At 53.2% G+C, this 18324-nt stretch carries 17 protein-coding genes; 3 read left to right on the top strand and 14 right to left on the bottom strand.

The features are described 5' to 3' along the window. Positions 1–5: 5 nt before the first annotated feature. From PSTEL_RS12950 to PSTEL_RS12930, 5 genes are all read right to left on the bottom strand, one after another. Positions 6–719 carry an MBL fold metallo-hydrolase gene (locus PSTEL_RS12950; RefSeq protein ID WP_038695864.1) on the bottom strand — a complete coding sequence of 238 codons (714 nt, stop codon included), beginning with the start codon at positions 717–719 and terminating at the stop codon, positions 6–8. A gap of 161 nt (positions 720–880) precedes the next feature. Beyond that, a complete protein-coding gene (gene pstB, locus PSTEL_RS12945) occupies positions 881–1681 on the bottom strand; it encodes a phosphate ABC transporter ATP-binding protein PstB (protein ID WP_084065043.1) in 801 nt (266 codons plus the stop codon). 16 nt (positions 1682–1697) lie between these two features. Beyond that, positions 1698–2594, bottom strand: a complete 897-nt coding sequence (pstA, locus tag PSTEL_RS12940; RefSeq protein ID WP_038695862.1) for a phosphate ABC transporter permease PstA — start codon at positions 2592–2594, stop codon at positions 1698–1700. Beyond that, positions 2591–3517, bottom strand: coding sequence for a phosphate ABC transporter permease subunit PstC (gene pstC, locus PSTEL_RS12935; RefSeq protein ID WP_038695860.1), 927 nt, complete (start codon positions 3515–3517; stop codon positions 2591–2593). Before pstC ends, pstA begins: the two co-directional genes overlap by 4 nt. A 91-nt stretch (positions 3518–3608) precedes the next feature. After that, complete coding sequence (locus PSTEL_RS12930) at positions 3609–4562, bottom strand: PstS family phosphate ABC transporter substrate-binding protein (protein ID WP_038695858.1); 954 nt, start codon at positions 4560–4562, stop codon at positions 3609–3611. Positions 4563–4776: 214 nt separating this feature from the next. Here PSTEL_RS12930 and PSTEL_RS12925 point away from each other — a divergent pair, with 214 nt between their 5' ends. Together PSTEL_RS12925 and PSTEL_RS12920 are read left to right on the top strand one after the other, a co-directional pair. Beyond that, positions 4777–5679 carry a LysR family transcriptional regulator gene (locus PSTEL_RS12925; protein ID WP_084065040.1) on the top strand — a complete coding sequence of 301 codons (903 nt, stop codon included), beginning with the start codon at positions 4777–4779 and terminating at the stop codon, positions 5677–5679. A 97-nt stretch (positions 5680–5776) separates the two neighbouring features. Continuing rightward, entirely contained in the window at positions 5777–6151 is a 375-nt protein-coding gene (locus PSTEL_RS12920) for a VOC family protein (protein WP_038695856.1), read from the top strand. A 134-nt stretch (positions 6152–6285) separates the two neighbouring features. Here the strand turns inward: PSTEL_RS12920 and PSTEL_RS12915 are convergent, their stop codons facing one another. The 4 genes from PSTEL_RS12915 to PSTEL_RS12900 all read right to left on the bottom strand — a co-directional run bounded on the left by PSTEL_RS12915 (position 6286) and on the right by PSTEL_RS12900 (position 9580). Beyond that, on the bottom strand, positions 6286–7122 hold the full coding sequence (locus tag PSTEL_RS12915) for a class I SAM-dependent methyltransferase (protein WP_052098420.1): 837 nt from the start codon (positions 7120–7122) through the stop codon (positions 6286–6288). Between the two features lie 55 nt (positions 7123–7177). Then, positions 7178–8125, bottom strand: a complete 948-nt coding sequence (locus PSTEL_RS12910; RefSeq protein WP_052098419.1) for a DMT family transporter — start codon at positions 8123–8125, stop codon at positions 7178–7180. An 84-nt stretch (positions 8126–8209) separates the two neighbouring features. Then, positions 8210–9046, bottom strand: a complete 837-nt coding sequence (locus tag PSTEL_RS12905; protein WP_038700823.1) for a VanW family protein — start codon at positions 9044–9046, stop codon at positions 8210–8212. A 3-nt stretch (positions 9047–9049) separates the two neighbouring features. Further along, complete coding sequence (locus PSTEL_RS12900; protein ID WP_038695854.1) at positions 9050–9580, bottom strand: cysteine hydrolase family protein; 531 nt, start codon at positions 9578–9580, stop codon at positions 9050–9052. 103 nt (positions 9581–9683) lie between these two features. Between PSTEL_RS12900 and PSTEL_RS12895 the strand changes: the two genes are divergently transcribed. Continuing rightward, positions 9684–10571 (top strand): Rossmann-fold NAD(P)-binding domain-containing protein, encoded by an 888-nt coding sequence (locus tag PSTEL_RS12895; RefSeq protein WP_038695852.1) that lies wholly within the window; start codon positions 9684–9686, stop codon positions 10569–10571. 96 nt (positions 10572–10667) lie between these two features. Here the strand turns inward: PSTEL_RS12895 and PSTEL_RS12890 are convergent, their stop codons facing one another. The 5 genes from PSTEL_RS12890 to hrpB form a co-directional block, all read right to left on the bottom strand. Next, a complete protein-coding gene (locus PSTEL_RS12890; RefSeq protein ID WP_038695850.1) occupies positions 10668–13367 on the bottom strand; it encodes a CHASE3 domain-containing protein in 2700 nt (899 codons plus the stop codon). A 64-nt stretch (positions 13368–13431) separates the two neighbouring features. Next, entirely contained in the window at positions 13432–13812 is a 381-nt protein-coding gene (locus PSTEL_RS12885; RefSeq protein WP_038695848.1) for a DivIVA domain-containing protein, read from the bottom strand. A gap of 227 nt (positions 13813–14039) precedes the next feature. Continuing rightward, the gene (locus PSTEL_RS12880; RefSeq protein ID WP_038695846.1) at positions 14040–14399 is read right to left on the bottom strand and encodes a replication termination protein; all 360 of its coding nucleotides are present in this window, start codon (positions 14397–14399) and stop codon (positions 14040–14042) included. A gap of 420 nt (positions 14400–14819) precedes the next feature. Beyond that, a complete protein-coding gene (locus PSTEL_RS12875; protein ID WP_038695845.1) occupies positions 14820–15440 on the bottom strand; it encodes a general stress protein in 621 nt (206 codons plus the stop codon). Between the two features lie 144 nt (positions 15441–15584). Beyond that, positions 15585–18113 carry an ATP-dependent helicase HrpB gene (gene hrpB, locus PSTEL_RS12870; RefSeq protein WP_038695843.1) on the bottom strand — a complete coding sequence of 843 codons (2529 nt, stop codon included), beginning with the start codon at positions 18111–18113 and terminating at the stop codon, positions 15585–15587. Positions 18114–18324 lie beyond the last annotated feature (211 nt).

Genomic DNA, 18324 nt, shown 5'->3' with positions numbered 1-18324 from the left:
CCTTGTCAGTTATGCTTGAGCTGGCGTTCCGCTTTGGCTATCGCCGCATCCATAAGCAGTGCCGGATTCTTCAGCATATCTCCATGACCCACTGCCAGCAGCGCAGGGTTCAGCTCTCGAATCCGTTTGGCACTCTCCAGCGCCTTTTCCTTGCTCCAGGTCGCCAGCGAAGGAAATGGAAAGAGCGGAACGGTGATGCCGGATACCGCCGTAGCACGGAAGGTCTGAAACGCATCTCCCGCGATAACCGCGCCGCTTCGGCGGTCAAGGAACGTCATGGAGCCGGGAGTATGGCCCGGAGTCGACAAGGCAGTAAGCGAGCCGATTTCTGCACCATCCTGGATCAGCATATCGGGAAGACTGGCAATCTTCTTCGGCACCCCTCCGCGAATCGGCGTATCGGGCTCGCCGGCGCGAAGCGAACGGTCACCTCTCAGCAGGCTGGCATCACGTTCCGAAATACAGAGCTGCGCTTCGGGCAGCAGACGTTTCAACGCGTCGACGGCTCCGACATGATCGTCATGCGCATGGGTCAGAACGATTCGCGTAAGCGGCTTGCCAAGCTCCTCCGCGAACGCAATGATTCCTTTCAGACTAAACGGCATACCTGCGTCAATTAAAGTCAGTTCCCGTTCCTCTTCCACCATATAACAGTTGACCGGGAAGAACCGGGGCATCCATGTCAACTGGATCAGCTTACCTTCGCGAGTAACACGCATATCGAACCCTCCAAACTAATGTAATTAGTTTTAATATAAACTAATGACATTAGTTTTTCAAGCCGGAATCTCAATTTATTAAATAACAGCATAAACGCCGAAATCTTCTTCACAGTAATGAAAAAGATTCCGGCGTTTCGCTTGAGAAGACATCCGGCATTTCAGCCGAACCTTCCCATAATATATTCTTGCGTCATCGTATTCTCCGGATTTGTGAACACCTTGTCCGTCTGTCCGTATTCAATAAGCTGACCAAGATAGAAATAGGCGGTGAAATCGGAAATTCTGGCTGCTTGCTGCATATTATGCGTGACGATAACAATCCGCAATTCTTCCTTCAGTTCCTTGATAAGCTCTTCGATCTTCCCAGTAGATACCGGGTCAAGGGCCGATGCAGGTTCGTCCAGCAGCAGAATGCGCGGATTAACCGACAGTGCGCGGGCGATGCACAGACGCTGCTGTTGTCCGCCGGAAAGCGCGAGTGCTGAATCCTTCAGGCGGTCCTTGACTTCATCCCACAGCGCTGCACGGCGCAAGCTGCTCTCCACGATGTCATCCAGCGCCTTCTTGCCCTTCACGCCATGATAACGGGGACCAAAGGCAATATTGTCATAGATCGATTTGTAAAAAGGATTCGGCTTCTGCCATACCATCCCGATCTTCTGACGCAGCTTGATCACGTCTGTACCCGGTGCATTGATATCGACACCGTCGATCCAGATGCTGCCTTTCGTAGTCGAGCCGGAGATTTCGTCATTCATGCGGTTCAGAGACCGCAGGAAAGTGGACTTACCGCAGCCGGAAGGACCAATGAGAGCCGTTACCGTCTTCTCGGGAAAAGGCAGGCTGATACCCTTCACCGCTTCATACGTTCCATAAAAAATACTCAAGTTCTCGGTCCGGAAATTCCGTTCCGACTTGGCAGCCTGAATAATGCCTGGTGCCGCAATTGTCGCTTCCATTAGTATTTCCTCCTTATTAGTTCATTCTTCGGGATGCCGTCAGCTTCCGGTAGATGAACCGGCCGAAGAAGCGGGCAGCGAGGTTGAACAACAGCACCATGATCACCAGGACGGCTGAAGCACCCGCCGCAATCTGTGTGGCGTCAGGAGCAAGCCCTTCACTGTTGATCTTCCAGATATGAACGGCCAGCGTCTCAGCAGGTCGGAACGGATTGAGCGGCGAGTTGGAACTAAGCGGATTCCAGTTGGTGAAATCCAGTCTCGGGCTGCTCATCCCAGCCGTGAACATCAAGGCAGCCGCTTCACCAAACACGCGTCCTGCCGACAGTATTGTGCCTGTGATGATAGCGGGCAGCGCTACAGGAAAAAGCACGGTCGTAACGATCTTCCACTTGGACAAGCCGAGCGCAAAGCCGGCTTCCTTCTGCTGGGTAGGCACACTTCGGAACGCCTGCTCCGTAATACGCACCATCAGCGGCAGGTTGAACACAGTGAGCGCCAGCGCTCCTGAGACGAGCGAGAATCCAAGGCCGAAAATATTGACGATCAGAAGCAGGCCGAACAGGCCGACAACGATCGACGGAAACGAAGACAGTACCTCCACGATGAGGCGAATGAAGTCTGTTATTCTACCGGGGCGCGCGTATTCGGCCATATAGATCCCGGCGCCAAGTCCAAGCGGAACAGTAATGATAAGGGTAAGCACCAGCAAGAACAGCGAATTGAACAGCTGCGGTCCGATCCCGCCGCCTGCCCGGATCTTCTGCGGAACAGAGGTCAGGAAATCCCAGCTGATATGGCTGACGCCGCGGAACAGGATATAACCCAGCAATCCGGCCAATACGGCCACGATCAGCAGTGCGAATGTGACGATAACAACGGTAGCGATTTTATCCGCTGTCTTGGCTTTCATCGGATTGCCCTCCTCTTCTCCAGCAGACGAACTACAAATACGAACAAGAATGTCATCAGCATCAGCACGAGCGCCATGCTCCACAGCGCGTTATTCTGCGGCGAGCCCATCGTCGTGTTGCCCATACTCAGGGTAATTACGCTGGTCAGCGTGGATGCCGACTCGAACAGAGACTTCGGAATGAACGGTGCGTTGCCGATAACCATCTGTACAGCAAGAGCCTCACCGAATGCGCGGGCCATGCCGAGCACGACACCTGTCATGATGGCTGGCATCGTTGTCGGCAGCACTACGCGCGCGATCGTCTGCCATCTTGTTGCTCCAAGCGCGTAAGAGGATTCCTTCAGGTTGTTAGGCAGCGCGGAAAGCGCGTCCGCCGCCACACTCGTAATCGTTGGCAGAATCATAACGGACAGTACAAGTGCGCCGGCCGCGACACCAATTCCCTGGCCGGGGAATACATTACGAAGGAACGGCACAATAACGCTGAGTCCGACGAATCCGTACACAACGGACGGAATACCGGACAGCAGCTCAATAACCGGCTGAAGAAGCTTTTTGCCCCAACCCGGAACGATTTCGGTCATAAAGAGCGCAGCGCAAATGCTCAGCGGGCTGGCAATTAGAGCAGCCAGCAGCGTCGTCACAAATGAGCCGGCAATAAACGGGAAAGCTCCATAAGAAGGATTGTCACCCTCCGGCGACCAGGTGGTTCCGAACAGAAACTCCGATACGCTCACCTTGTTCACCGCGAATGTAGACAAACCTTTTGACATAACAAAATACACCATGGAAACAATGGCGACAATTAGTAGAAGCACGCAAAAGGACATGTAAGAACGTCCGATTAGATCTTCAATATGATGTTTTTCCAAACGGGATTTGGAGTTTTTGCCGGACAAAACTTTTGTTTTTTGAACCATCGTGCAGATCCCTTCTCATTAAAGTGAAAAGAGAGGCAGAAGGAATTCCGCCTCCGTTCTCTGTGAAGAGGCCGCCTTCGCGGCCTGATGATTACTTGTTCGTTACCGTTCCGCTTACGTCGCGGGATACCTGCATCTTGTTCGCCGGGATGTATCCAAGCTCCGTCACGTCGCCGTTCTGGACTTCATCAGTCAGGAAGTAATCCAGGAAGGCTTTGACCGTAGCATTCGGCTCGCCGTTCGTGTACATGTGCTCGTAAGCCCATACCGGATACTTACCGCTCACGACATTGTCAACGGAAGGATCTACACTGTCGTATTTCAGCGTTTGAACCGTGTTGTCCAGGTAGGACAGAGCCAGGTAACCGATCGCTCCCGGCGTTTCGCCGATCATTTTCTTAACCGTACCCGAGGAATCTTCCTGGATGGAGCCCTGAAGGTCTTCCGTCTTCGTTCCCAGTGCGAATTTCTCGAAGGTTGCGCGTGTACCGGAGCTTGCCGGACGGTTGATGATCTGGATCTTCTGATCTGTTCCGCCTACATCTTTCCAGTTCGTGATCTTGCCTGTGAAAATATCAACCAGCTGCTGCTTTGTCAGGTTGTCAACGCCAACACCCGGATGGGCAACGGCGGCGATTGCAACAACTGCCACCTGATGATCTACAAGTGCCTTAGCTTTGTCCGCATCAGCATCTTTAAGCTTCTCTTCTGCAAACACATCGGAGTTACCGATATCCACTTGCTTCTCGGCTACCTGTGTCAAACCAGTGCCGCTGCCTCCGCCTTGAACCTGAATGTCAACGCCGGTGTTCTTCTCCATGAATTTCTCAGCAACCTGTTCCACGAGCGGCTGAAGAGCCGTCGAGCCGGAAGCCAGAATCGAACCGCTAACCTCTGTGCCGCCGCTTGTCTCTGTAGGCGCGCTGCTGGCCGGAGCATTGCTGCTGCCTGCCGCGTTATTTCCCCCATTATTATTTCCGCATGCCGAAAGTGCCATCACGCTGGTTAATGCAAGTGCCAGTACCCAGGATTTTTTAGAACGCATTAGTGTTTGTCTCCTCCTACATTTTGTAATCATAACTTGTCTAAATCTCCTGACATGTTCAATTGTAAAATCTCTGCGTTAGATAAATGTCCGACTTGTGTAAAATCACAGATAAAAAACTAATGAAAAGATGTATAGGAACATAGAATTATTCTATAATGTGAGAGAGAAAGGCTCGATTTCCTTCTTATTATGACGAAATACCGGAGGAATTATGTTGAATCTATTAAAATTGCAAATTGTAGTGTTAATCGAGAAACATAAAAAAGTTACAGATGTGGCGTCGGAGCTCGGTCTGAAGCAACCCACCGTCTCCTTTCATATGAAGTCGCTGGAATCCGAACTCGGTGTACCGCTCTTTCAGAACCGCAGCGGACGCGTCCTGTTAACTGAAGCCGGACAAGCCCTGCATCCATATGCGCTCCGGATTGTCGCTCTTGCAGCGGACGCGGAACGGGCCGTCCATAAAACGGCGGGCCGTTCGAGATTCAGCCTGAGGATTGGAGCCTCGGCCATTCCTTCAACCGAATTCCTCCCTCCCCTGCTTGCCCAGTTGAACGCCCAGCACCCGGATCTGGAAGTTACGCTGCAGACTTCAGACAACGAAGAAACGCTGCTGAGCGAGATCCGCGACCGCAAATTGCCGCTTGCTGTCATTTACGGATTACGTCCGGGGGACGATCTATTTCTGGTCACACAATTAAAAGAGGATGAAGTCGTGCTCGTTTGTTCCCCCGGTCATCCTTTTGCCGAGCAGAGTGAGCTTGCTCCAGGGCAGATTGCTGCTGAGCCGCTCATTCAGCTGAGCGAAGGTCTTGCGCTCCGCATGTTCGCTGAGCGCTGGGCCGAATTGAACGGCATTCGTCTGCAAAGCCGAGTCGTGGCGGACAGCTCCCAAGCAGCCGGAAGGATGGCAGAAGCCGGAGTGGGAATCGCTATTCTGTCCCGATTGGGAACTAACCGTGATATGGAAGCCGGGCGGCTGATTGTCCTGCCTCTGCCTGGCCAGGTTCCGGACAGCCCCGGACTGTATCTCGTTCAGCGCCGGGACCATGTCCTGACAGAAGCGGAGCAGATCGTTGTAAACCGATTGACCGTCAACAAGCCTGGAAATTGATACGAGCGTCAGGATGAGGGAATTTGCATGAAAAAACCGGACCCTCACAAGGGAATCGGTTTCGTAAATCTTTAGCTGAAAAAGAGGAGTGAAAATAATGATTAATCAAATTGGCCAAGTTATGTTGTATGTGAGCAATCAAGACGAATCCAAAGATTTTTGGACAGAAAAATTGGGGTTCGAGGTCGTTTCGGAAGAAACTAATGGTCCGATGAAGTGGATCGAAGTTGCTCCCAAGGGTGCAGCAACCAGCATTGTTCTCCATAATAAAGAGTTCGTTGCCCAAATGAATCCTGATATGAATCTGGGAACACCGTCTTTAATGTATTTTACGGAAGATCTCGATCAATTGTATCGTGATTTGACGAGCAAGAAGGTCACTGTTGGCGAAATCATGGAACTTCCCGGCGGAAGAGTCTTTAACTTCGCAGATCATGAAGACAACTACTTTGCCGTAATGGAAAAAAAGTAACGATAGTCGAATAAAATAGCGGCAGACCAGGACTTTATTTTCCAGCCCAGTCTGCCGCTTATTTTGATTGAACAATTTTATTAAATCTGCTTCCTCTGGAATACCTCACCCGAAGATTGATTGCAGATCAATGATTAACCCAGGGGCTTGACTGCGCTAAGTACAAAGGTCTTCGGAATGCCTTTATCAAACACGTCGGATGACAGATTTGGCTCCTCGACCAGCTTCTCGATGATCAGGCCGCTTGCCGCAACGGCAGTTACGATTTCTCCAAGCGTCCATTTGCGCCAGTAGACGACACCTGTCTGTTTCTCGCCCCCCTCTTCTCCGGGCGAATATTTCGAGTAGGAAACCTTCTTCTCCTCAAGGGATTCGTCAAAATAATCTCCTGTTACTTTATGCTTCCGGATTTTGGCCGTTGAGCCCTTGGAGGAGATCAGCTTGGTCGATACCGGATGAAAATCACGCAGAACGAATCTTCCGCCAGGAGACAGCAGCGCTGCCGCCGTATCCATAAAGGGTTTCAGGTCCGTAAAATAATGGACGATGCCCTGTTCCGCAAATACCAGATCAAAGGCACCGGAAAGCTCATCAAGCGGCAGCTTCAATACATCGGAGACTATATAGTGAAGATTTACCCCCGCCGCTTCGGACAGTTCGGCTGCATAACGCGCATTGCCTTCGGAGAAATCCGCAACGGTCACATCGGCTCCGAGCAATCCAAGCGCTACCGCCTTGTATCCGTTAGAGCCCATGATGTTCATCATCCGTTTGCCCTGTATATCCCCGAAATGAGCGATCAGCGGCTGTATTCTGGCTGACGGATCTTTCTTCAATTTGGCGGCCGCTTCCTCCGGCGTTCCGAAGCGGGCGACCCAGGCGCTATATGTATCTTCATTCCACAGCTCTTCGCTGGCAGCGGATGTTACCACTTCGCCGGAATGAAGTTGCTTCCCTTTATTCTCATTCATTTCGTTCTATCTCCTTGCCGTTCTTTCTCATTCTCATTATTATGTCGAACATGTATTAGATGACGCTTCCGGGCATTTGCAGCCGCTCGTTGGCCTGCCGGATGAGTTCCTCCTGCTCCCTGGCTGCCGCCCGGCTCCCCATGTACAAATAGAAGGCAAGTCCGCCCAGGACAAGCACGCCACCCGACCATTGCAGACCCGTCAGACGTTCGCCAAGCAGCATGAAGGCTAGAATACTGGCCCCTACCGGTTCGCCGAGTATACTCATCGATACGGTCGTTGCGGACGTATATTGAAGCAGCCAGTTAAACAGGATATGTCCGAATACGGTGGGAACGACGGCTAACAGGACAAAGATCCCCCATTCTCTCGGTGGATAATCGAAGAAGGATATCCCCGAGACGCCATTATACACCGCGAACACGGCTCCTGCCAGGATAAACACAATCAGGCTGTACAGATAGGAAGGAATCCGGGCAACGAGCTTCTTGCCAATTAGCAAATGAACGGCAACCGCTGCCGTCCCTCCAATAGAGAGCAAATCTCCCTTCACATTGTCCGGCGACAATCCCACATCCCCCCAACCGATCAGACAGACACCGACGATCGCAACGGCAAGTCCCAGGATGGCGGAAACGGCACTGCGCTCCTTGTACAACAGGAAAGAACCGACCATGATAAATACAGGCTCCAGCGACATGATCATAGTGGAGCTTGCGACGGAGGTATATTTAAGCGACCCCATCCATAGCAGAAAATGCAGGGCCAGCATAAATCCGGATGCTCCGAGCAGCAGCCATTCCTTCCGGCTGATTGCTTTGATCTCCTCGCCATACCTAGGCGCGAAAGGAAGCATTAGAAGCGAAGTGAACAAGAGCCGGTACATTCCCTGAACGGAAGCCGGGGCCGATGACCATTTGACGAAAATAGCGGAGAAAGAGATGGCGACAATGCCGGTCAGCAGCAGTACTGGTACGGGGACCGGCGGTTTTTTGACATGCATGGATGAGCTTCCTTTCTTCGGTTGCGCGTTGCACAAACACAGTCTTCTGTTACTTTAACGCAGACTGCGAAAAAAATCATCTGATCAGAAATCGGAAACTACAGAAGCTTCTTTTAATAACGGCGCATACATCATCAACGCGGTATTGTCCGCAACGGGTTCATCCGAGATTTCGCTGCCGTCCAGAGAAAGCTTTCTGCGGCGGATGCTGTTCCGTCTGACATAACCGCCCCAAGGCTCCAGCCTGATGGAATGGCTGCTCTCGTATACTTCATATCGGTTCAATACAGGCGAGGAGGAACGCCACTCCCCATATAGATAAGTGTCGTCAAGCCAAAGACATAGCTGGTATTCATTCTCCGTATCATTCCGGATCTGCAGATCCAGATAGTTATAAGAACAGGTCGCCCCGCTTCCGAACGGCTGTGTCCGCTGTTCGTCGGGGAACACGTCATAGCTGTGCCGGTGACGCTCGGTAACGGTTAGCGGAGTGTGCAGTGTCATCCAGTATATTAAATTCGACAGCTGGCACAGCCCCCCGCCCACCCCGGACCGAAAGCCGCCGTAATAGAGAACCATACCGTCCAAATAGCCTTTTCGCCGCGTCGGTTTCCCGATTCTCCGCCAATAAGAGAGCGTCTCTCCCGGCTTCACCGTCAAACCGTTTAGCCTGGGGATCGCGAGACTCAAATTTCGGATTTTATTATATTGAAGCTGCATATCAACTTTGCGCAGCTTTCTAAGCATTGGAGTATGATGCGAGGCGGCCAGATAAGGCAGCTGCTCCTTCATGAAGGCTGCCGCAATAGACTTGTCTTGCAGCAGCCATCTCATATACCTTCTGCCAATGAAATATTGACGGCCGGCGAACAAGCGCAGGCGAGAGCGTTTCCTGGGACGCAGACTTTGCGGAGTTCCCATCACTTAGAGTACCACTTCATCTGCCGGACTGAGACTGACAAACCGTCCGCCGAGCACTCGGTTATGATGGCGGACTATCTCTTCACCGCTTAATGTATCGCTGTCAAAGGTGCTGTGCGCATCTTGTACAAGCACGGAACGGTATCCCAGGCTGTAAGCGCGGCGGCAGGTCGTATCCAGACAAAATTCGGACTGCATCCCGACGATAATCAAATCGGTAATCCCTCTGCTCTCAAGCTCAGCATGAAGTCCCGTCCTGTGAAAAGCATCCCAAGTGGGCTTCTCGATTATCGTCTCTCCTGGCAGCGGTTTGATTCTGGCGCTGATCTCCCAGGTCGGCACACCCCTCGAATATTCTCCCTCGTCTTCGGTGTGCTGAATGTAAATGACAGGTACTCCCGCATGTCGCGCGCGTTCAAGCAAACCCTGAATCCGGTTCATCACACCCTCTTCATCATAGAGCTTCATATCAGGTTCAGAGAACATCCCTTCCTGAACGTCGATCACAATTAGTGCTTTTTTCGATTCTTCCATAATATCGCCTCCGTATCCTATTTATTCCACCAAACGTTTCCATTATGATGAGTATACCAAACTAGCGAACTGTATGAATATACGAACAAGGAGGAGATTCAAGTTGAGAGAAATATTGGTGCTTGGAGGAACCCGGTTCTTCGGCAAAAAGCTGGTCAGCCGGCTGATTGGGCAGCCGGATAACCGTGTGACCCTGTTAACACGAGGGAATGCCCCTGACGATTTCGGTGACAAGGTAAGACGGCTGCGAGCGAACCGGTCCGATCCGCAGCAATTGGAGGATGTGCTCGGCAATTCATCCTGGGATGTTGTGTATGACAATATTTGCTACTCGCCGAACGATGCGTTGGCCGCGCAAAACCTGTTCAAAGATCGAACCGCAAAATACATACTTACTTCCAGCATGTCCGTCTATGATCCAAGTCCTGAAGCGTTGACCGAAGCGGTATTCGATCCATACCGTTACCCGATACGCCGCGGCGACAGAGATGATTTCACCTATCAGGAAGGCAAACGGCTCGCCGAAGCAGTTCTGCTGCAGCAGAGCGGTTTCCCGGTCTCGGCTGTCCGGTTCCCGATCGTGCTTGGAACGGACGATTATACTAGACGCCTTCATTTTCATATCGAACATATCCGAAATGGTATTCCGATCGGCGTACCGAATCTGGACGCCCGCATTTCTTTTATTACGTCGGACGAAGCGGCCGATTTCCTGGATGGGCTCGGACGGAGCAAATTGACTGGTCCAGTCAATGCTTGCTCGGACGGGACCGTGTCAATCGGTGAAGTTATTGCCATGCTCGAACGCGAGATTGGAATTAAAGCGGATGTGCGAAGCGAAACTCCAGAGGAGGATGCATCGCCGTTTGGGATTGAGGGGTCCTGGTATATGGATACGACGTACGCTCAGACAGCAGGGTTTGCTTTTCTCGAGCTGCCTGAATACCTCCCCTCCCTTATCGCCTCGATCGATTCTGAATTCCGCAAATAGATCAAGAACCGCGCACGCGTTACCCGGTAACGACGCTTGCGCGGTTCTTTTTTTACATTTGGAGATTCAATATTCGTCCGTGTTGCGCAGCGTTGTTCAAGCCGCGCGATCGCGAAGATAATACCGCATAATCCGTATAAGCTCCCGGAACTGCACGGGCTTGCTGATGAAATCCGAAGCCCCGGCGGCCAGACAACGCTGGCGCTCTTCTTTCATAGTCTTGGCGGATACTGCGATTATCGGCAGTTCGTGAAGCTGCATCTCGTCACGAAGTATGGACAACGTATCATATCCATCCAGAACCGGCATCATGATATCGAGCAGGATCAAATCGATCGCGGAAGTGCTCCTCACCTTCTCCAGACATTCAAAGCCGCTTTGGGCGGTCAGCACCCGCATACCGTATCCTTCGAGCCTCTGCGAGAGAGCATACAGATTCCGCTGATCGTCATCCACGATGAGGACAGTCGCACCCGCAAAAAACGTGCTGCCGTCAGAATTCTCCTCATACCCTGCGTCTTGATTCCAGTCGCTTCTGCTCTCTCTTTCCCCATCTGCTGATCCCTGTTCATCAGACTCACTGTGGCCATCTGCTGCCGCCGGCCGTTCTTCAGGGTCCCAAGGCTCCTCATGCAGTGGTAAATACAGCGTAAATATACTGCCTCCTTCCGGTCTGCCTTCCAATGACAGATGACCGCGGAGCAGCCGGGCGAGCTGAAGTGAAATGGACAATCCAAGTCCTGTACCGCCGAATTTTCTGGCCGTCGAGCCGTCTGCCTGCTGAAAAGCTTCGAAGATCAGCTCGCTCTTCTCAGGCGGGATGCCGATTCCCGTATCGATAACATCGAAGGCCAGCACCGGACCCTCCCGGGTATATTCCTCGGATCGGAAATCCTGCCGTCTCGATATTTCAAGACGAACCTCTCCCTTCTCCGTAAATTTAAAGGCATTGGAGAGCAGGTTCCGCAATATTTGATGCAGCCGCATTTCATCCGTATAGAACAGATCCGGAATCTCGGGATGCAGAATCACGCTGAAATCCAAATGCTTGGCTTCGGCGGTCTTTCCGAAATATCCCTGGAACACGGAAGGGAATTCCGTCAAATTCACGGCGCTCATTTCGATTTGCATTTTTCCGGCTTCAACCTTGGACAGGTCAAGAATATCGTTGATGATGGCAAGAAGATCCGAGCCGGAAGAATGAATGACGGAGGCGAAGGATCGCTGCTCTTCCGTCAGGTTGCCGCTGGGGTTCTCGGTCAGCAGTTGGGAGAGCAGCAGCATGCTGTTGAGCGGGGTCCGCAGTTCATGCGACATATTGGCCAGAAATTCGGATTTGTATTTTGAGCTTCGTTCTAGCTCAAAGTTCGTTGTCTCAAGTTCGGCCGCTGTATTCTCGGCTACCCGTTTCTGATTCTCAAGCTTGCCGTTCAAATTAATCAGCTCATGCGTCTGGGCAAGAAGCTCCTCTGACTGCGTCTGAAGCTCCTCATTCATAATCTGGGCCTCATTGTACAGCTGTTGAATTTTTGAACGTGTCGTTACGGAATTGACCGACACCCCGAACAGCTCTACGAGTTTCCTTAGAAGTTCAAGATCAGCAGTCGGCCACTGGGTCAGGGATGCCGTTTCGATTACGGCGACTGTTCGTCCTTCGAATAACACCGGCGCAATGATAAGCTGACGGGGCGGGGTGACGCCAAGCCCTGATTGGATCGGAATATAATAATCCGGCAGATCGGACAAATGGATCAAATGCTGATCCTGCGCACACTGTCCAACCAGTCCTTCCCCCCATTTGATTCGTTCCCGTCCGACCCCGTTTCTCCCCTCGCCTCCGGCATACGCGCTGATCTTCGTCAGTTCGTCCTCGTTCTCCCGCGCGACATAGATGGCGCCAAACTGGAATTCCAGCATAGTCGCCAGACGGTAGAGGAAGGTATCGCATAACGAGTAGATATCCGTCTTCTCCTGAAGCTTAAGCGACATGCCCGTAATCCGTTCACTGGCAATCTGTTCTTTTTCTACCTTGTCAAGAAGCCGGTTCGTCGTCTCGACAAGGTCATTAATCTCATCTTTAGTGCTGACATTCAATCGCGTCTTTAAGCTGCGCCCCTCCGATATGCCCTGTATCATGGCGATGACATCCTTCATGGCCCTGACTATTCCACCCGAGATCATCGTGCTCGCTATGATGGAAGCCAGTGCGACCAGCGTCCAGAGCACATACATCGTCAGGAACAGTTCCTGATTCCGGTCTTTAAGCTCGACTACCCGCTCAGCGGTCTTCCCGGCTTCAATTTCGCGGAACCTGTCCGACTGGCTTCGGATTTGATCAACGATGGCTTTGCCTGTATCCGCCTGAAAGTATGAGGCAACTTCATCGTCATGGCCCTGTTGTTTATTCTGGACTACAGGCTGGCCAGCCTCCTCAATCCACAGCTTGATGTTGTCCCGTATGTTCTCCAGATTCTCCAATTGAGTAGCATCGGTTATCATTCCCTTGAGGTCGGCAAAATTCTCCTGCCAGTCCTCATTCCCCTCGTTATAAGGAACCAGATAAGACTCATTGCCGGTAAGCGCAAAGCCCCGCTGGCCTGTCTCCATATCAAGGACGTTCTTCTCGATTTTGTCAATAAGCTCATTCACATGCATATCATGCCCGCTCAGCAGTTCGGTCTCCTTCTCCAGTTCTTTGATGCGTCCCTGTACGATGAGGAGAAATAGGCCCAACAGCAGAACAATCATGAAATAGCCCACTGCAATCTTGCCGCGAATCTTGAGATTCCACAACAATACGCTAACCTCCGTCCTGACATTCTCCGTGCGTGTCCGCTCATGACGAATGAATTCGAAAGAGCTATATCATTTCGCTGCGCTGGACGCTTTCCTTCAGCAGGCGGATGCCGGATTCCAATTTCGTGATCGAGTCCTCGATCTCCTTCGGATCAACTCCCTGGATAACGGGGGCCGGGGCCGGGGCAGGCTTGCTCTCTGCTTTCAGCTCGCGAAGCGTGATCTGCTGCTCTTGCCATTTATCCATCAAATCCGCGATCGTGGCGTAGAAACGCTCATAATCCTTAATTACACTATCGAGAAAGGTGTCCACTTCTTCGGGGTCATAGCCTCTAAGCTTCATGCTGAATTCCTTCTCGTGAATGGTTAGCGCATCGAGCCCAATTCCGAGCTGACTGAACAGCTTTCTCTGCTTGTCCAATCTGCGCTTCATGTGTTCATCCATGGTTTTACCCTCCATTTTGACTGCTTTCTTCGGCACTACCCATTATATCAGGGTGAACGCGGACTGAAAATATCGCCTCTCGCTGATCCGGAACGACGTACTCCGCGGTAATGCAGCCAAATGCGATGTTTCGAACGATAACGATATGTAAGTTTCAGCTCTCGATCCTGTAATGGGCGGGCCGTATCTCTGCGCCTTTTCTTAGTAGAGGGGCATATCGCCCGCCTCTAGTAATTGTCGGTAACCGCCTTGTTCAGAATGCCCAGACAACGGTCAAGGTCGGTCTTGACCTGCTTCTTGTACAGTTTGGCCTTTTCGGCTCCGTCGGATGTAAAATGGTAAAGCACAATTTCCTGAAAATCTACCTTGGGATCATTTCCCTTCAATTGTTTGGTCCGGTACAAGATTCCCTGTTGAACCAGCTCATGCAAAGCCCGGTATATTTCGCTCTGAGGCGGGTTATAGCCGTGACTTTTAAATTCTCTCCGCAGATCCTCGAGCATCTGATAACCATACCCTTTGTTCTCCTCAACCATCGTGATCAAATACAGCTTAATAAAAGCCCGCTGGGCAATCATAAATGCCACCCTCGCCTCTCACCTCCGAAGTCTTTCAATCATAGGTCCTTATTTCTAATATAATCATTGTTTCTAAGATTTCACAACAGGAAATTGGTTTTAGTTCTCTCTTTTACCTCATTTTGCTGGCAAGCACATAGACAGGATGGGTTAGATGAGAAGGAAGCGAGAATGGAAAGGTTGTTATCTATTATGAATTTTTCATATGTTGTATTTTTTATATCAGCGTGGGACCTGTGAATCTTTGATTGTACCTGAGGCCCTATTTAAAAGAGTTATCCAATATCTAGTCATTCTGCTCACAAAAAAATCCTTAAGGCTGTTGAAAGGAAGTAGGTCCCTTCATTGCCTTAAGGATTATGATCATGCGTCAAAATGACCTTTTTCGTTCATGCGCAAATCCGGTTCTGTCCGGCATAAGAGCCAGTCTTACCGTTTGTTCCGGTCGCTAAGATCCGTAGCGTTACCTTCATTCACCGGCCCGCGGAGCCCCGCGCTGCTGCCGACCGCCGTGGCGTCTTGTCCGCTGCTTCGCGCAGGGTCCGGAACCGGGGAAGAATACCGGTGCGCGTTCAGCGAACGATTGCCCCGGAAGATATGGTGAATGTCGGAACTATGGCCATCATCGTCAACGAGCACCATGATTCTACCTTCATTGACGTGTTTCTCATATTCCTTCGCTTCATCCTCCGGAATCCCGAGGCCCACCAGACCGCCGACCAAGCCGCCTGCACCCGCGCCGATTGCCGCACCGGTCAACACCGCCGCAATCGGTCCTGCGGCGATAAATGGTCCAATACCAGGGATCGCAAGCGCGCCGATTCCCGCCAGCAGTCCGGCGAGACCGCCGACCACACCGCCTGTCGCAGCACCCGTGGCCACTCCTTCGGGAGCCATCGTTGCCGTCTCTTCCGTTATGTTTTTCAATTCATCGCGATCTTTCGTCACGACTGAAATCTCTTCATTGGGGATGCCTCTTGCCTGCAGCTCCTGAATCGCTTTGGTCGCCTCGCGTTCCGTTTCGAAAATGCCAATAATTTTCTTTGTCACTTGAAGCCCTCCTTCGTGATTGTGCTACGTTAGTTATTACCCTACATCAGGTATTCCAATCACGGCAACATCAGGAAGCAAGGTCCCGCTGCAAGCAAATAGGCGTGATTCGCCGCTTCAAGAGAGTTTGAATCAACAGCTCGTTCAATCCTTTCTTACCGGACGCACTCGGTTCGTAGGTACCGCCTGCATCGGATCATCAGGCCAGTAATGCTTCGGATAGCGCCCTTTCAGATCTTTCTTCACTTCAAAATATGTGCCGGACCAGAAGCTCGCCAGATCGGATGTAACCTGCACTGGACGCCGCGCCGGTGACAATAGATGGAGGACAACTGGTATCCGTCCGCCTCCAATTCGCGGCGTATCCTGCTGGCCGAACATCTCCTGCAGCTTCACAGCCAGCACAGGGGCTGCCGGGTTCGTATAATCCACCGCAACCCGTGAACCGCTTGGAACCGCAATATGAGTCGGCGCCTCTCTGTCCAGCCGCCGTCTGCTCTCCCAGTCCAGCATCCCTTCCAGCGCATCACGCAGCGGGAGACGCTGAAGATCGCGGAGATTGCGGCAATCCGCCAAATAGGGGAGCAGCCATTCCTCCAGCTTGTCCTTCAGTCCTTGATCGGAGACATCCGGCCAATTCTGATAAGCATGATGCATGAAAGCCATCCGTTCCCGCAGCTGTGCAGTGCCTTTATCCCAGGACAGAAGTTCCAGTCCTTGCCTGCGGATAACTTCCAGCAAGACAACCGCCGCTTCGCCGGGGCCTGGCCGTTCGTGCCCCGTCTCCTTAAGGGCAATCTCACCCAGCATCAACCGCCGCCCTGCCTTGACGCTGCTGCTGTCCTCGTCCCAATATACCTCAGCCTTCTCATTCGCTTCGTGATGGTCCAGCAGATCCCGCTCCTTCACCGGAGCAGCCAGCAGAATCCGGCTCTGTGTACCCGAGTCGTCAACGGCAGGAACGACGATGTATGACTCCCGGGCCAGCTGCTGGCTGTCCCCCATCGCCGCTCCCCGGCCTCCGGAGAGCACGAAGGCCCCGCCTCCCCGCCGCTGCCCGATCCGGTCGGGATAGGCGAAGGAGAGCAGCAGGCCGCACAGATACGGATCGGCGGCAGCCCCGGCCGCCGATTCCTCCAGCCGGCCTGCATCCGGCACTGCGCTGCGCAGCTGGGCCAGCAGCGCCCGGGCCCCGCGCTCCACCGCCCGGAGCGCGGCCGGATCGCCGCCGGCATCGCCATGCCCGCCGGCGGCTTCATACCGCAGCAGCGCCTCCACGCGAAGCGTGAGGTCGCAGCTGCCCGAGCCGTGACCGCGCAGCGGGTCACGCTCCTGCAGCAGCGCCGCCAGCCGGCAGGCGAGCGGCGCTGCGCCAAGCTCTGCCGCGCGCAGCAGCATATGCGCGGCGCGCGGGTGTGTGCCCAGGCCGGCCAGCCGCCGGCCGTGGGGCGTGACAGCGCCCGCGGCGTCCAGGGCGCCGAGCGCGCGCAGCAGGCCCGCCGCCTGCGCATAAGGCGCGGCGGGCGGCGCGTCGAGCCACGCGAGCGACGCGGGGTCGCGGACGCCCCAGAGCGCCAGCTCCAGAGCGAGGCCGGAAAGATCGGCCTCCAGCATTTCCGGCGTGTCCGACTCCGGGAGCCGTCCGTGCTCCTCCATGCTCCACAGCCGGATGCACACGCCCGGCGCCGTACGGCCGGCCCGGCCTTTTCTCTGCTCGGCCGATGCTTTTGAAATCGGCAGCGTTGTCAATCGCGTCATGCCGGTGCGCGGGGAGAACACCTGAGTCCGGCGAAGGCCGGCATCAATGACCGTTCTCACCCCTTCAATCGTCAGACTTGTCTCCGCTATTGAAGTGGACAAGACAACTTTGCGCATTCCAGGTTCGCTTGCAGCTACGGCCCTGTCCTGCTCTGCCTGAGGCAGCTGGCCGAATAGGGGCGCAATAAAGGTTCCAGGAGGAAGGGGAGCGCTCTTAAGCTCGGCTTCCGTCCGGCGGATCTCCCTCTCTCCGGGAAGAAAGACAAGAATGTCGCCCGGCTGTGCGGCCAGCGCGCGTCTTACCGAATCGGCAGCCGCTTTCTCCAGCGGCACGGATTTCGGCGGCGGCGCATACTCCGTCTCAACCGGGAAAGTCCGGCCAGCGCAGCGGACAACGGGAGCGCCGCCCAGCAGTTCCGCCACTCTCTCTCCGTCCAGCGTGGCCGACATGATGAGCAGCTTCAAATCCTCTCTCAGCACGTTCTGGGATTCCAGGGCTAGCGCGAGGCCGAGATCGGCACTCAGATTTCGTTCATGAAATTCGTCAAAGATAATCAATCCTGTACCCTCAAGCGAGGGATCATCCTGCAGCATCCGGGTCAACACGCCTTCAGTAACCACGATAATGCGTGTATCGGGTCCTGTCCGGCTATCCATGCGCATCCGGTAGCCAACGGTTTGTCCGGCCCTTTCGCCAAGCAGCGAGGCCATATAGACAGCGGCAGCTCTTGCCGCCAGCCGCCGGGGCTCCAGCATGAGCATGGTTTTGCCCTTCATCCAGGGTTCGTTTAGCAATTCAAGCGGTGTCATCGTTGTCTTCCCGGCCCCCGGCTCCGCGATCAGAACCGCTGAAGGCGACTCTGCGAGGGCATTCTTCAGTTCGGGCATAGCCCGCATAATCGGCAGTGTGTTCATTGCGTTCTCTCCGTTAAGCATATAGATAATAGCGTCATCTGGCTGGATATTCACAGTCACTTGAACTACAATTAATAATTGGCACTGAGGAGGAGCTGCACGGAATCCCTCAGCTGAAACCGCCCCCAATTGGGGCGTTCCTGCTCCATAATCATGTTCCTGCTCCATAATCATGAAGGAATCTTATACATTATTCAAGGGCAGTCCCTGA

It is taken from the genome of Paenibacillus stellifer (genome assembly GCF_000758685.1).
Lineage (GTDB): Bacteria > Bacillota > Bacilli > Paenibacillales > Paenibacillaceae > Paenibacillus_AQ > Paenibacillus_AQ stellifer.
Note: the sequence above shows the minus strand (reverse complement) of the source record. Positions and strands in the feature narration are given on the sequence as shown.